Here is a 14,258-nt window from a genome sequence, read left to right as displayed (position 1 = left end):
CGCCGTGAATGCCTCCGTGGGTCTGGAAGTCAACAACCTGCGCGTGCAGTTTGGCGCCTTCGTCGCCGTCGAGGACACCTCCTTCGCCGTACAGCCGGGCGAGAGTTTCGGCATCGTCGGTGAATCGGGATCGGGCAAATCGACGGTGCTGCGCGCGATCTGCGGACTCAATGCCCGGACGTCCGGCGAGGTCAGGCTGATCGGCGAGGGTGCGCTGCCGGCCCCCGGCGACAAGGCCTTCCGCCGTCGCGTGCAAATGGTGTTCCAGGACCCCTATGGCTCGCTGCACCCGCGCCAGACGGTCGATCGGATACTTGCCGAGCCGCTGGCCATTCATGGCATCGCGGATGCCGAGGCTCGCATCGAGCGCGCGCTGGACGAGGTGGGCTTGAGCGATGGCTTCAGATTCCGCTTCCCGCACCAGCTGTCCGGCGGCCAGCGCCAGCGCATCGCCATCGCCCGTGCCTTGATCCTGGAGCCGCAAATCCTGCTGCTCGACGAACCGACCTCGGCGCTGGATGCCTCGGTGCAGGCCGAGGTGCTGAACCTGCTGGAGCAGCTGCGCCGCGAGAGGGGCCTGAGTTTCATCATGGTCAGCCATGACCTGGCAGTCGTCACTCATCTGTGCGAGCGCCTGATGGTGATGCAGCGCGGCCGCACGGTGGAACTGCTGTCGGCCGAGGACCTGGCCGCCAGCCGCGTGCGGGACGACTACACCAAGGCCTTGATGCTGGCCTCGAAGGGATTTACACGAAGGTAGCCTCCCGGATTGCATCCGGGCTACCTGCGTCCCGTGGCCCGGATGCAATCCGGGGGCAAATCAACCAGGCAACATCTCGATCAACTCCTTCGTGAACTCCAGCGCCTCCTCGGGCGTGGCGAAGAAGTACTCCTCGCCCAGATCCTGCCCGCGGCCGTTGGGCCCGATATGGCTGATGGACCAGCCCTCGGCGCCGCCGCCGATGGCGCAGATCACAAAGCTGCCCGGGGCGTAGCCGGCGTCGGAGCCGGGGCTGATGAAGATGTTGCGGCCGGCGTGCTGGTGCTGGAGTTTCAAGGGGGGGGTGTCAGGCACTGAGGGGTACACAGCCTAGCATCCCGGCCAGCGCCGCCAGATCGGCTGCCTGCCGATCGACGGTCACCGTCGGCACCGATTCGCCCAGGCCGGGCCCGCGCTCGTCGGGCCGGGCGATGAAAGCCGTGCGCAGGCCGGCCTGTGCCGCCGCGGCCAGATCGGACGAATGGGCGGCCACCATCATCACCTGTTCGGGCCGCAGATCGAAGGCCGACACGGCGCTGAGATAGACCACTGGCTTGGGCTTGTAGTCACGGGCCAGTTCGGCGCCGAGGATGGCATCCCACAGCAGTCCGTTGCGCCGGGCCAGATCGACCATCAGCGAGATATTGCCGTTGGAGCAGGGCGCCAGCAGATAGCGCTGGCGCAGCAGGGCCAGGGCCGCGGGCACGTCGGGCCAGGCATCGAGCCGGTGCCAGGCCAGGTTCAGGGCGACGCGGGTGGTCTCATCGACCCGCTCACCCAGGCCCATGCGAGCCAGCACCACATCAAGGTTGCGCCGGTGCAGGCCGTCGAGCTTGCCGAAGGCGATGCGGCCGCTGCGCACCTCTTCCATGGCCGGCTGGTATTCGTCGCGCCAGGCGTCGGCAAAGGCCGCCCAGTCGATGGTGATGCCCAGCGGGGTCAGGGCTTGCCTTGCCTCGCGCGCGATCGAGCTGCGCCAGTCGACCAGCGTGCCGAACACATCGAATATCAGGGCCTTGATCGGTTCACGGTCGGAATGCATGGGAGACGAGCCTTTGTGCTGCGCGGTGCCGCTGCCCAAGCATAGCGGCACCGCGCACAAGGACTCATCAGCTGTCCGAGAAGTTGATCGCGAACTGATGCTGCTGGGCCACCTGGCTCTGGCCCTGGCATTTCAGATCGGCCACGGCCGTGCGCACGCGGGCACGGTAGCGCGCCGGCCCTGCGGTAGCCTGCACGTCGCTGATCTGCTGGCCGACCAAGGTGAAGCGCACCTGCATCACACCCTCTTCGCGCAGGCGGTGCACGGTGCTTTCAAGCGCCTCCTGCAGCACCTCAGCAGCTTGCGGACAGGTGGCCCTCAGGCTCGCGCTGCCTTGCAGGGTCACGGTGGGCAGGGTCTTGATCGCGGTGTCGGCCTGGGCGGTGCCACTGACGGCGGCAAGCAACAGGGCGATGGGCATGGCTGCGCGCTTGAGCGTGCGTGTCAGCGACAGCGATGAGGTGGTGGTGTGCATGAGGGATCTCCGTTCGGGTGGGTTGAGGCAGCGAACTTTAGGAACACCGCTGGCGATGCCCCAGCCACATGCGACAGAGTGCGGACTAGCGCGATAAACGGCCAAGGCCGCAGGCTGGACTGCATATGTCAAGCAGTGAACGAGCGCTCGGGCCGCGACTCAGCTGCCGCCTTCGCGCGGCCACAGCGCCCACATGCGCAGGCCCTGCTTCATGCGGCCTGCCTGCTGCTCCGCCGTGCTGCCCCAGCCCCAGAAGAAGTCGGCGCGCACCGCGCCGGTGATGGCGCTGCCGGTGTCCTGGGCCATCACCAGGCGGCGCAGCGGGGTGTTGCTGAGTGGCTCGGTGCTGTCCAGCCAGACCGGGGTGCCGTAGGGCACGCTGGCGGTGTCCACGGCGATTGAGCGGCCCGGCGTCAATGGCACGGCCTGGCCGCCGCGCGGGCCGGAGCTGGGGTCGTGCAGCGGTTCTTCGCGGAAGAAGACCACTCGCGGATTGCTCCACAGCAACTCGTTGATCCGCCCTGGATTGCGCCGTGCCCAGTCCTTGATCGCCGGCCAGTTGGCCCCCTCGGGTCGCAGCTCGCCCTGCTCGATCAGCCAACGGCCGACCGATCTGTAGGGCTGGTCGTTGTGGCCGGCAAAGGCCAGGCGCACCAGGCGTTGCGAGCCGTCGGGCTCGGTCAGCTGCAGCCGGCCCGAGCCCTGGATCTGCAGCACCAGCGCGTCCAGCGGGTCTTCGATGAAGGCGATCTCGCGGCCCAGCAGGGCCTGGCGGGCCTGAGTCTCGCGCTCCAGCTGCTGGCGCGTCCAGTAGGGCCGGCGCGTGGTCAGATCGGCCGGCGGGCGGTGCAGGGCGGTGCGAAAGCCGGCCTGGGGCCTGCGGCTGGCGGTGATCAGCGGCTCGTAATAGCCGGTGATCAGGCCCTCGCGCTGGCCGTCCATCGATTCGATCCGGTAGGGCTGCAGCCGGGCCATCAGCCAGGCGCGGGCCTGGGCATCGTCCGGCGCGGTGAGTGACCGGGCCTGGGCGCAGACCGAGGCCCAACCCGCGGCAGGGCGCTCGCAACCGCGCAGCAGGGCGGGCCACAGCTCGCCGGCGCGGTCAAGCTCCCAGCCGGGAAGCGCGTTCCAGTCCACCGCCACCCAGCGCGAGCGCTCGCGCAGCAGGTCTGGTTCCCGCCGGCTGTAGTCGGGCGGATAGGGCTTGAACACTTCCTCTGGTGGCGGTACCGAAACACCAGGTGGCGGCGCTGGCGCTGGCGTTGGCGCAGGTGTCGTGCTGCAAGCCACCAGGAGGCATAGAATCGCCGCCGCCGTGCCGTTCCGAAACTGACCGATCGAGAAGACTGCCATGTGGGTGATTTTGCTGGAAGCGCTGGGTGCGCTGCTGCTGTTCGTGCTGATCATCTGGTGGACGATGTTCTCGGGCCGCAAGAAGGGCGAGCGGCCCGGGAGCCATGACGAGTCTTAGGTCGGTCCGCTGCTGATCAGGATTTCGGCGGCAGCACGAAGCTTCTTGGCGCGGTGCGCAGCCGCCGCCAGATCGCGCCGCGCAGCCGGGCCCGGTCGGCCAGCTTGACGCCGCGGGAGCGCAGCGCGACCTTCAGGGCCAGCCAGAAGCTGACGCCCAGGTTCAGCAGGCCTATGAACGGAATGCTGGCCAGGCACCACCAGAAGGCGCTGTGCCGGAACACATCGATGCCGAGTGCGCCCACCGCCGCGGCCAGCTGACCGGTGGACAGGGTCACGTGCCTGACCTCGATGCCAAGGCCGAAGAAGGCCAGCAGCACCGGCACCAGGCCCAGCAGGAAGCCCAGCGAGATATTGGCCGCCAGGCCCGAGATATTGTTGCGCCACCACAGGGCCCAACGCTGGGCACGGGCCTCGCCCAGACGGGCAACCAGGCTGGGGTTCCAGGCAATCGCGCTGTCCAGCCGGTGGAACACGAACCAGTTCTCGGCCCAGCCTGCGATCAGGCTGCTGGCGAACAGCAGCACGCCGGTGAAGGCCGAGAAGAACAGCGTCGGCCCCAGCAGATGCAGGGTCTCCAGCACATGCTCGGCGTCATGCTTGCCGACCAGGGGCGCGCCCAACAGCAGCCAACCCAGACCCTGGCCGGCCAGCACGACCGGTATCACCATCGCGAGATTGCCGACGATGCCGGCGAACTGCGAGCGCAGCAGATGGGCCACCTCATCGACAAAGTCCTCCAGCTCGGCCTCCTGGTCGATGCTCTTGAGCTTGTGCGCCATCGCCGGCGCCGTCATCGCCGGCTGCTTGGTCGCCACCGTCCAGTGCAGCACATGGATCAGCACGAAACAGGCGGCATAGTTGACGCCGGCCCAGAAGCCCGCCCAGAAGGCAGACAGCGTGAGCGCCATCAGGGCGAACTTGACGAATGTGGTGATGGCAATCGCGCCACCGCCGCCGGCCGCGCGCAGGAGCATGTCCCGGTACTCGGCGGCATTGCGGGTGATGTAGTGCTCGCCGGTGGCGGCGCTGCGTTCGGCCACCTTGCGCGCCAGCATCGAGTAGTGCTGGGCGAACAGGCTGCTCAGGCTGCGCTGCTCATGGACCACGCGCACCAGATCGGCGGCCAGGCGGGCCAGCTCCTGCTGCGGGGTGTCGGAGACCAGGCAGTCGAGCAGGGCCTCGATGCGCTGGCAGCGTCGCACCAGCTGATCGATCTCGAACACGATGTCGACCGAGATGCCATGGGCTTCCAGATGCTCGGAGCTGCTCTGTGCCGCCCGCTGGCAGGCCTCCAGCAGCGCGCGCAGGTACTGCAGGTCTTGCTTGAGTGCCGCCTCATCGCGCTCCTGCAGCGCCTGGGTGACGCGCTCGGTGGCCCGGGCCAGCTGTACAAAGGGCTGGTCCGCTATCAGCTCGGGGCTCATGCGCTGGCGCAATGGGGCCGACAGGCCTGTGGAGCGCACGGCGCTGGCCAGCACGGTGATGCTTTCCAGCATGGGCTGGCGCCAGCGGGAGTCGGCGTCGCCATCCGCATCGGCCGGTGTCAGCACCTGACCCAGTCGGCGCAGCAGGTCTTCGTCCATGGCCAGCAGCCACTGCTCGTCCTCGGGCTGCGGGAACAGCAGATGGAACAGTTCGCCCAGGTCGTTGGTGTCCACCGTGCCGGGCAGCAGGTTCTGGCGAAGGCGGTGCATCAGCTCGCCCCACAGCACCATGCGCGGCGCAAAGCCGACATAGGCAAACAGGCCCAGTGCGTCGATCTCGCGCCAGAAGGCCGTCATGATGTCGCGCACGGCCCGGGCGCTGTCGGGGTTGCGCTCCAGCATCTGCAGCAGGTGGCGCAGGCGCAGCAGCGGCAGCGGCTGGCTGGTCTCGTGTTCGGCACCGCGTGGTGCCGGGTGGCGCAGCCATTCCAGCAGGCGCACCAGCCACAGATGGCGCTGTGCGCGTGTCAGTTTGGCATTGGCTGCATTGAGCAGCGCGGTCAGATCCCAGTTGCCGTGTTGCTTCGTCATCTATTTGAGATGGGTGTCAGTGCAGCACGCTGGTGTCGGCCAGCAGGAACTCATGCACCGGGGTATCGAAGACCTCGCCGAGCTCGGTCACGCACAGAAACGAGCCCTGCATCGTGCCCTGGGGCGTGCGCAGCTGTGCCCAGCTGGTGTATTCGAACTCCTGCCCGGGTTGCAGCACCGGCTGGTGCCCCACCACGGCCAGGCCGCGCACCTCGTCCACATGGCCGCGGGCGTCGGTGATGGTCCAGCGCCGGGCGATCAGCTGGGCAGTGATGTCGCCGCTGTTCTTGATGTTGATGGTGTAGGCAAAGGCATGCAGCCCCTTGCCGGCGTCGGTCTGCTCGGGCAGAGGCTGCACCGTGACGGTGCAGGTGAACTGAGGGTTGGCCATGAGGGGCATTCTAGGCACGTGTCGGGGCGGCTGGCTGCAGATTGAATTACCCTTCGCAACCATGAGTGACACAGCCCTTCCCTATATGCCCGCCGACGGGCGCCCGCGTTGCCGCTGGTGTGCCGCCGCGGCCGACTATCCGCCCTATCTGCATTACCACGACACGGAGTGGGGCTTTCCGGTTGCCGATGAGCGCCGCCTGTTCGAGAAGCTGTGCCTGGAGGGCTTCCAGTCCGGCCTGAGCTGGCGCACGATCCTGGCCAAGCGCGAGGCTTTCCGTGCCGCCTTTGCCAATTTCGAGCATGCCAGCGTTGCCGGGTTCGATGACGGCGACGTGACGCGGCTGCTGCAGGACGCCGGCATCGTGCGCCATCGCGGCAAGATCGAGGCCAGCATCAACAATGCCAGGCGGGCGATCGAACTGGTGGCCGAGACCGGCTCGCTGGCCGCCTATCTGTGGCGCTATGAACCGGCGCCGGGCAGTTACGACGAGCCCGTGGTGCGCGCCACCTCTCCCGAGTCGGTGGCCATGTCCAAGGACCTGAAGAAGCGCGGCTGGAAGTTCGTCGGCCCGACCACCATGTATGCCTTGATGCAGGCGATGGGTCTGGTCAATGACCACTCGCTCGCTTGCGTGACCCGCGAGCAGGTGAGCGCGGCGCGGCGCGCCTTTCGCTCACCTGCGGCCTGAGGGGCCAGGCCGGACGAGGCCTACTTGGGCATGATCACGCTGTCGATGACGTGAATCACGCCATTGTCGGCCGCGATGTCGGTGGCCGTGACCTTGGCCTGGTCGACCATCACGCCGCCGCTGGTGCTGACCGTCAGCTCGCTGCCCTGCACCGTCTTGACCTTGCCGGCCTTGACGTCCTTGGCCATCACCTTGCCCGGCACGACGTGATAGGTCAGCACGGCTGTCAGCTTGGCCTTGTCGGCCAGCAGCGCGTCGAGATCGGCCTTGGGCACCTTGGCGAACGCCGCGTCGGTGGGCGCGAATACGGTGAACGGGCCCTTGCCCTTGAGTGTGTCAATCAGGCCTGCGGCCTGCAGGGCGGTGGCCAGGGTCTTGAAATTGCCCGCGGCGACCGCCGTGTCGACGATGTCCTTGGCTTGAGCGGACAGGGCGGCAAGGGTCAGTGCACCGACTACAAACAACTGCTTCTTCATGGTATTGCCTTCGTTCAGGGTGGAGGAAAGTGGAGATGTATTGGCCGGGGGCCTCAGCGCTGGGGCGGCAACAGCGCCTGTGTCAGCGGATGCAGCACGCCATTGCTGGCATGCAGCTCCCGGCCCGGCAACAGGGGTTGAGCATCGGCGTCGCCGCGGCCGATCAGGCCCAGCGGGCTCAGGCGTAGCGACGTGCCTTGCGCCGTGGGCAGTGCGCCGCCCCAGGGCAGATCGGCAAAGGCCACTCGACCGCTGACCAGGTGGTAGCGCAGCACATCGAGCAGCAGCCCGGTGTCGGCAAGCAGGCTGCGGCGCCGCAAACCCAGCCGCACCGCCAGGCCGGCAAAGGCATCGTTGCTCGGAGCGAACAGGGTGAACGGCCCCTGGCTGCGCAACACGCAGGTCAGCCCGCTGCGGTCCAGGGCCTCGGCCAGATCGCAAAAATCGCTGCGCTGTGCCAGCAGCTCCAGCAGGCTTTGCTGAGGAGCCAGCAGCACTTCGTCGATCAGGTGCACGCGCAGCGCGCCGAGCCGCAGGTCGCCGCGCAGCACGCGAGCGCGTCGCTGCTGGGCATCCACCAGCATCGGCCCCTGCATCGTCGCCTCGATCCTCAGCGGCACCCGGCCCAGGCTGGACAGGGCCTGGGCCTGCAGCAGCTGTGCTGCACCGACCGCGCTGGGCAGCAGGTGATCGAGGAGCAGACGGCGAAGGGACTCGGCATCGGTCAGCCAGTCGGCGTGGCTGCGGCCCTGGCTCGCCAGCCAGCCGTGCAGCGCCGCTTCGCTGGGCGCCAGCAGGGTCAGCCCGGCGCCGTGGCTGAGCAGACTGCCCATGCCGGCGTTCTGCAGGGCGTTGGGCAACCAGGCCAGTGACGGCTCCGTGCCATCGTTCGCACCCATGGACGGCATGGCCGGGGCGGCGCGCGAGGATTCGGTGGGTTGCGGCGTGAGCCAGTTCAGCATGATCTTGCCCCAGACATAGGAGACGGCAGGGGAACCACCGTCGTTGGGGCGGAATTTGAACTATTGAGTTCACAAAGTCAACCGTATGGTCTTTATGTGAACTTGTTGGTAACAACTGGACTTGCCAGTCTGTTTCTGGCCTGGGGCCGCCTAGAATGCCGGCATGGCAAGAGTTTCATTCCGTGCGCAGGTGCTGCAGGCTCGCGAGGACGCGATCGTTGATGCGGTCAATCGCCTGCTGGCCGAAAAGGGCTTCGACCTGATGACGGTCGACGAGGTGGTGGCCGACGTGGGCATTGCCAAGGCCAGCCTCTACAAGCATTTCACCTCCAAGGAAGAATTGGCCGCGGCGGCGATGGTGCGGGTGCTCGAGCGCGCACTGGCCTTCGTGGCCGAGCTGCAAGCGAAGCCGGGCCTGAAGCCGCTGGAGGGGCTGAAGGCCGTGGCCCGCTGGACGATGCAGGTGCAACTGGCCGGCGAAATGCCGTCACTGCCGGCACAGAACTCCAGCCTGCGTGCCGCCCTGGTGGGTCACAAGGTCTATATGGACCGCCTGCTGACGCTCAGCGACCATCTGGGTGAGTGGATCGCCGCCGCGCAGGCCGCCGGCACCCTGCGCACCAGCCTGCCGCCCGAGGTCGTGCTCTACACCCTCTACGCCCGTGCCTGCGACCCGGTGCTGGGCCTGCTGAAGATGAGCGGCCAGTACGGGCACGAGCAGATCATCGAGATGCTGCTGAGCACTTGCTTCGACGGCCTGGCCGCCGGCTGAACGGCTTGCCTCCTAGAATCGGGGCATCCATCGCCGCAGCAGCCACCATGAGCACCACCTTCCGCATTGCCCCCAGCCTCCTGTCTGCCGACTTCGCCCGCCTCGGCGATGAGGTGCGCAACGTCATCGCGGCCGGCGCCGACTGGATCCATTTCGACGTGATGGACAACCATTACGTGCCCAACCTGACCTTCGGCCCGATGATCTGCGAAGCGCTCCGCAAGCATTCGGTCACCGCCGCCGGCGTGGCCGTGCCCATCGATGTGCACCTGATGGTGCAGCCGGTCGATGCGCTGGCCGTCGCTTTCTGCAAGGCTGGCGCCGACCTGGTGAGCTTCCACCCCGACGCCTCGGCCCATGTGGACCGCACCTTGCAGCTGATCAAGGCCGAGGGCAAGCAGGCGGGTCTGGTGTTCAACCCCGCCGAGTCGCTGGATGTGCTGGAGTGGGTGATAGACAAGGTCGATCTGGTGCTGATCATGAGCGTCAACCCCGGCTTCGGCGGCCAGAGCTTCATCCCCTCGGCGCTGAAGAAGCTGGAGCAGGCCCGCCGCATCATCGACAAGAGCGGCCGCGATATCCGCCTGGAGATTGACGGCGGCGTCAAGGTCGACAACATCCGCCAGATTGCCGATGCGGGCGCCGACACCTTCGTCGCCGGCTCGGCGATCTTCGGCAAGCCGGACTACAAGGCGGTCATCGACGCAATGCGGGCCGAGCTGGCGCGCTGAGGCTCAAGCCGCACTCTTGCCCAGACTCTCCGCCACCTCGGTCGTGATCGGCCCGCGGCCGCTGTAGCGGTCCAGCGCCAGGTAGATCACCGGGGTGATGTACAGCGTCACCATCTGCGAGACGATCAAGCCGCCGACGACGGCCAGGCCCAGCGGCTGGCGCAGCTCGGCGCCGGCGCCCAGGCCCAGGGCGATCGGCAGGGCGCCCATCAGCGCGGCCAGGGTGGTCATCATGATGGGCCGAAAGCGCAGCACGCAGGCTTCGCGTATCGCCTGGTGGGGCGTCATGCCCTGGTTGCGCTGCGCATCCAGCGCGAAGTCGATCATCATGATCGCGTTCTTCTTGACGATGCCTATCAGCATCAGTATGCCAATCGTGGCAATCAGGGTCAGGTCTTGCCCAAAGAGCTGCAGGGTGATCAGCGCGCCCATTGCCGCCGAGGGCAGGCCGGCGAGGATGGTCAGCGGGTGGATGTAGCTCTCGTAGAGCACGCCCAGCAGCACATAGATCACCAGCACCGCCAGCACCAGCAGCAGGGCCTGGCCGCCCTGCGAGTCCTTGAACACCGCAGCATCGCCGCCATAGCTGGTGATGATGCTGGCCGGCAGCTTGATGTCCTTGACCAGCTGGTCGAGTTTGGCCGTGGCGTTGCCCAAAGGTATGCCGGGGGCGAGATTGAAGCTCAACGTCACCGCCTGCAGCTGGCCCTGGTGGTTGACGGCCGTCGGCCCCAGCGTGCGCTGCACGCTGGCAAAAGCGGTCAGCGGCACCAGGGCGCCGTTCTTGCCGCGCAGCGAGATCTTGCCGAAGGCGTCCTCGCTGGCGCTGTCGGCCTCGCTGGCCTGCATGATCACCTGGTAGGAGTTGCTCTCGCCGTAGATGGTGGAGACCTGGCGCTCGCCGAAGGCACTGTACAGCGCGCTGCGGATGTCGCCGATCTGCACGCCCAGCAGATTGGCCCGCTCGCGGTCGATGTTGAGGCTGGCCTGCAGGCCCCGCATCTGCGAGTCGCTGGTGATGTCGCGGTAGATGGGTTCGCCGCGCATCTTCTCCTGCAGCCGATTGGCCCAGTCGTTGAGTTCACCGGTGCTGACGCTTTGCAGCGTGAACTGGTAGCGGCTCTTGCTTTGGCGTCCGCCGAGCTGAAGGTTCTGCACGGGGCTGAGGAACACCTGCATGCCGGCTTGGCCACGCAGTTTCTTGCGCAGGCCCTCCAGCACCTCCTTCATCGGCGGGCGCTCGTTGCGAGGCTTCAGGTTGATGAACATGCGGCCGGCATTCAGGTTGCCGCCGCCACCGCCGCCGCCCACTGTCGAGGCCACGCTGGCCACCGCGGGGTCGGCCTGCACCAGCGCCGCCACGCGATCCTGCAACTCCAGCATGCGCGTGAACGAAATATCCTCGGCGGCCTCGGTGCTGGCGCGGATCTGGCCGATGTCCTCCTCGGGGAAGAAGCCCTTGGGAATGACGGTGAACAGGTAGGCGGTGATGGCAAAGCTGGCTAGCGCAGCGCCCATCACCCAGCGGCGGTGCAGCAGGGCATAGTCCAGCGAGCGGGTGTAGGCAGCGAGCACCGCATTGAAGCCGCGCTCGAACCAGCGCCCCAGCGCCGACTCTTCCCTGGCCTCGTGCTTGTGCAGAAAGCGGCTGCACAGCATGGGCACCAGGGTCAGCGACACCGCGGCGGAGACCAGGATGGCCAGCGACACGACGACCGCGAACTCATGGAACAGCAGGCCGATCACGCCTGGCATGAAGAAGATCGGTATCAGCACCGCCACCAGCGAGATCGAGATGCTGACGATGGTGAAGGCCATTTCGCGCGCACCGCGCACGGCGGCGGCGAAGGGCTCCATGCCGGCTTCGACGTGACGCATGATGTTTTCCAGCATCACGATGGCGTCGTCCACCACCAGGCCCACGGCCAGCGTGATGCCCAGCAGCGAGATATTGTCCAGGCTGTAGCCCAGCGCATAGAGCAGGGTCAGCGCGCCGATCAGCGAGATCGGCAGCGACAGCGTCGGGATCACGGTGGCCGCCATATGGCGCAGGAAGATGAAGATCACCATCACCACCAGGCCCACCGTCAGCGCCAGGGTCAGATAGACGTCGTGCAGGGCCTCGCGCACCGACAGCGAGCGGTCGTTCAAGGTGCTCATCTGCACCGAGGCCGGCAGCTGGCTCTGGAAGCGCGGCAGCATGGCCTTGACCGAGTCCACCACCTTGACCGTGTTGGCATTGGGCTGGCGCTGCACGGCCAGCACGATGGAGCGCTCACCCTGGAAGCTGCTGGAGGTCTTGACGGTCTCGTAGCTGTCCTGCACATCGGCCACATCGCGCAGGTACAGCGGCGCGCCATCGCGCGAGGCAATCACCAGTGCGCCGAACTCGCGCGCATTGCGCAGCTGCTTGTTGGCCTGGATGGTCAGCGTCTGCCGTGCGCCGTCCAGCACACCCAGCGGCGTGTTGGCATTGGCACTGCGGATCGCGTTCTGCAGCTCGTCAAGGGTCAGGTTGCGCTGCTGCAGCGCTTCGTTGCGTACCTTGATGCGCACCGCGAAACGCTTCTGGCCGAAGATCGAGACCTGGGCCACACCATCGATGGTGGACAGGCTGGGGCTGATCAGGTTCTCGGCGAAGTCGTTCAGCTCCGACAGATTGATCGACGGCGAGGTCAAAGCCACCAGCAGCACCGGGGCATCGGCCGGATTGACCTTGCGGTAGTTCGGCGGCGAGGTCATTTCGGCCGGCAGGCTGCGCTGGGCACGGAACAGCGCGGCCTGCACGTCCACCGCGGCGGCCTCGATATCGCGCGAGGACTCGAATTCCAGGGTCAGCGAGGTATTTCCCAACGTGCTGGTGGACGAGATGGTGGCCAGGCCCGAGATGGTCGAGAACTGCTTCTCCAGCGGCAGGGCCACCGAGCTGGCCATGGTTTCCGGGCTGGCGCCGGGCAGGCTGGCGCTGACGTTGATGACCGGCGTGTTGTAGCTGGGCAGGGCGGCGACCGGGATCTTGCCCCAGGCCGCCAGGCCGGCGATCACCAGCGCAATGTTCAGCAGCACGGTCATCACCGGCCGGCGGATGAACAGCTCCGTCAGGCTGGAGCCGGCTTTCACTTCGAGGCTCCTGAAGCGGGGGTGCTGGCTGCGTCCGCGCCCTTGGTCCCGCGCCTGCCGCCGCCTGCGTCCAAGGTGGCCGGCACATCACGCACTGTCGCGCCCGGGCGCAGGTTCTGCTTGCCCTCAAGCACCACCTTGTCGCCGGCGGCAATGCCTTCGACCACGGCCATTTCGCCGAAGGGATAGCGTATCTGCACCGGCACCAGCCTGGCCGTCTTGTCCTCGCCGACGACGTAGATGGAGCGCTCGGTGCCGCGCAGGATGATGGCGGCCTGCGGCACCACCACCGCATCCGGGATGGTGCGCAGTATCAGCCGCAGCCGCACATACTGGCCCGGCCACAGCTGGCCGGCACTGTTGTCGAACTCGGCCTTGACCCGGATGCTGCCGCTGCTGGCATCGACGCTGTTGTCGACGAAGCTGACCTTGCCCTTGATCGGCGTGTCTGTGCCGCGGCCGGCACTGCCGGTCAGCACAATCTGCGCTTCCAGCGGTGCCTTGTCCTTGCCGCTTTTGCCCAGATTGACTGCTTGGAGCAGCGCACCCAGCTGCGTCTCGGGCAGCGTGAATGTCACGCCGATCGGATTGATCTGCGCAATGCTGACCAGCACCGTGCCGCTGGGTTGCACCAGGCTGCCGACGAACACATTGACCGCGCCGGCGCGGCCGTCCAGCGGTGAGCGGATCTCGTTGTAGCCCAGGCTGACCTGAGTGGACTGCAGCGCAGCCTCGTCCGACTGCAGCAGCGCGCGCTGGGCCTCCAGCTGCGACTGCACCGTGTCGACCGCGCTCTGGGCGATGAAGCTCTGCGCGCGCAGATCCAGCGCGCGCTTGTACTGGCGGTCCAGATCAGCCAGCGTGGCGCGGTCGCGGGCGATCTGCGCCCGGGCCTTGTCCAGATTGGCGCGGTCGCCGCGGTCGTCGAAGCGGAACAGCGGCTGGCCCTTATTCAGCATCTGACCGTCCTTGACCAGCACCTCGCGCACGATGCTGGACACCTGGGGCCGGATGTCCACCGTGTTCAGCGACACCACGGTGCCGCTGGCCTCGACGCGCACCGGCACGTCCTGGCGCAGGGCCGCCACCACGCCTACGGTCTGCACGCCGCCGCGGCCGGCCGCACCAGACGCGCCGGACGCGCCGGACGCTGCCGGGCCGGCTGCCGCCGCCCCCTCGGCAGGCTTTGCGGCCGGGTTCTTCCACCAATAGACGCCACCGGCAGCGACGGCCAGGATGACCAGCCCGGCGGCCACTTTTGTTCTGCTCATGCTCAAGCCCCAAGCGATCTGTACTTAACAAACCAGCTTAACCCAGCGACCCTGCGGTGGGTATTGCTCGCGGGTAAAC

The 14,258-nt window shown here is 67.2% G+C and carries 14 protein-coding genes; 4 read left to right on the top strand and 10 right to left on the bottom strand.

From position 1 onward, the window contains the following. Positions 1-4 precede the first annotated feature (4 nt). Entirely contained in the window at positions 5-760 is a 756-nt protein-coding gene (locus DES47_RS22030) for an ABC transporter ATP-binding protein (protein ID WP_166652119.1), read from the top strand. Between the two features lie 60 nt (positions 761-820). Here DES47_RS22030 and DES47_RS22025 read toward each other — a convergent pair whose 3' ends face one another. The 6 genes from DES47_RS22025 to apaG form a co-directional block, all read right to left on the bottom strand. Further along, the gene (locus DES47_RS22025) at positions 821-1,057 is read right to left on the bottom strand and encodes a hypothetical protein (RefSeq protein ID WP_133702926.1); all 237 of its coding nucleotides are present in this window, start codon (positions 1,055-1,057) and stop codon (positions 821-823) included. Positions 1,058-1,067: 10 nt separating this feature from the next. Beyond that, positions 1,068-1,802, bottom strand: a complete 735-nt coding sequence (locus tag DES47_RS22020; protein ID WP_133702925.1) for a haloacid dehalogenase type II — start codon at positions 1,800-1,802, stop codon at positions 1,068-1,070. A 67-nt stretch (positions 1,803-1,869) separates the two neighbouring features. Then, positions 1,870-2,277, bottom strand: coding sequence for a hypothetical protein (locus DES47_RS22015; protein ID WP_133702924.1), 408 nt, complete (start codon positions 2,275-2,277; stop codon positions 1,870-1,872). Between the two features lie 159 nt (positions 2,278-2,436). Then, the gene (gene mltA, locus DES47_RS22010) at positions 2,437-3,489 is read right to left on the bottom strand and encodes a murein transglycosylase A (RefSeq protein ID WP_341800638.1); all 1,053 of its coding nucleotides are present in this window, start codon (positions 3,487-3,489) and stop codon (positions 2,437-2,439) included. Between the two features lie 275 nt (positions 3,490-3,764). Further along, positions 3,765-5,765: a site-specific recombinase gene (locus DES47_RS22005; RefSeq protein WP_133702922.1), complete on the bottom strand. Its 2,001-nt coding sequence runs from the start codon at positions 5,763-5,765 to the stop codon at positions 3,765-3,767. A gap of 16 nt (positions 5,766-5,781) precedes the next feature. After that, positions 5,782-6,156 (bottom strand): Co2+/Mg2+ efflux protein ApaG, encoded by a 375-nt coding sequence (gene apaG / locus DES47_RS22000; protein WP_133702921.1) that lies wholly within the window; start codon positions 6,154-6,156, stop codon positions 5,782-5,784. Between the two features lie 61 nt (positions 6,157-6,217). Between apaG and DES47_RS21995 the strand changes: the two genes are divergently transcribed. Then, positions 6,218-6,847 (top strand): DNA-3-methyladenine glycosylase I, encoded by a 630-nt coding sequence (locus DES47_RS21995; RefSeq protein WP_133702920.1) that lies wholly within the window; start codon positions 6,218-6,220, stop codon positions 6,845-6,847. Positions 6,848-6,867: 20 nt separating this feature from the next. Here DES47_RS21995 and DES47_RS21990 read toward each other — a convergent pair whose 3' ends face one another. Together DES47_RS21990 and DES47_RS21985 are read right to left on the bottom strand one after the other, a co-directional pair. Continuing rightward, positions 6,868-7,323: a fasciclin domain-containing protein gene (locus DES47_RS21990; RefSeq protein ID WP_133702919.1), complete on the bottom strand. Its 456-nt coding sequence runs from the start codon at positions 7,321-7,323 to the stop codon at positions 6,868-6,870. A gap of 53 nt (positions 7,324-7,376) precedes the next feature. Then, positions 7,377-8,285 (bottom strand): fasciclin domain-containing protein, encoded by a 909-nt coding sequence (locus tag DES47_RS21985; protein ID WP_133702918.1) that lies wholly within the window; start codon positions 8,283-8,285, stop codon positions 7,377-7,379. Positions 8,286-8,448: 163 nt separating this feature from the next. On the opposite strand from DES47_RS21985, the gene DES47_RS21980 reads away from it, so the two are divergent. Together DES47_RS21980 and rpe are read left to right on the top strand one after the other, a co-directional pair. Then, positions 8,449-9,057, top strand: a complete 609-nt coding sequence (locus DES47_RS21980; RefSeq protein ID WP_133702917.1) for a TetR/AcrR family transcriptional regulator — start codon at positions 8,449-8,451, stop codon at positions 9,055-9,057. Positions 9,058-9,104: 47 nt separating this feature from the next. Then, positions 9,105-9,788: a ribulose-phosphate 3-epimerase gene (gene rpe, locus DES47_RS21975; RefSeq protein WP_133702916.1), complete on the top strand. Its 684-nt coding sequence runs from the start codon at positions 9,105-9,107 to the stop codon at positions 9,786-9,788. Between the two features lie 3 nt (positions 9,789-9,791). Here rpe and DES47_RS21970 read toward each other — a convergent pair whose 3' ends face one another. Continuing rightward, the gene (locus DES47_RS21970) at positions 9,792-12,908 is read right to left on the bottom strand and encodes an efflux RND transporter permease subunit (protein WP_279537344.1); all 3,117 of its coding nucleotides are present in this window, start codon (positions 12,906-12,908) and stop codon (positions 9,792-9,794) included. Continuing rightward, entirely contained in the window at positions 12,905-14,179 is a 1,275-nt protein-coding gene (locus DES47_RS21965; protein ID WP_133702915.1) for an efflux RND transporter periplasmic adaptor subunit, read from the bottom strand. Before DES47_RS21965 ends, DES47_RS21970 begins: the two co-directional genes overlap by 4 nt. Positions 14,180-14,258 lie beyond the last annotated feature (79 nt).

Source organism: Roseateles toxinivorans, assembly GCF_004362525.1.
Classification (GTDB): domain Bacteria; phylum Pseudomonadota; class Gammaproteobacteria; order Burkholderiales; family Burkholderiaceae_C; genus Paucibacter; species Paucibacter toxinivorans.
Note: the sequence above shows the minus strand (reverse complement) of the source record. Positions and strands in the feature narration are given on the sequence as shown.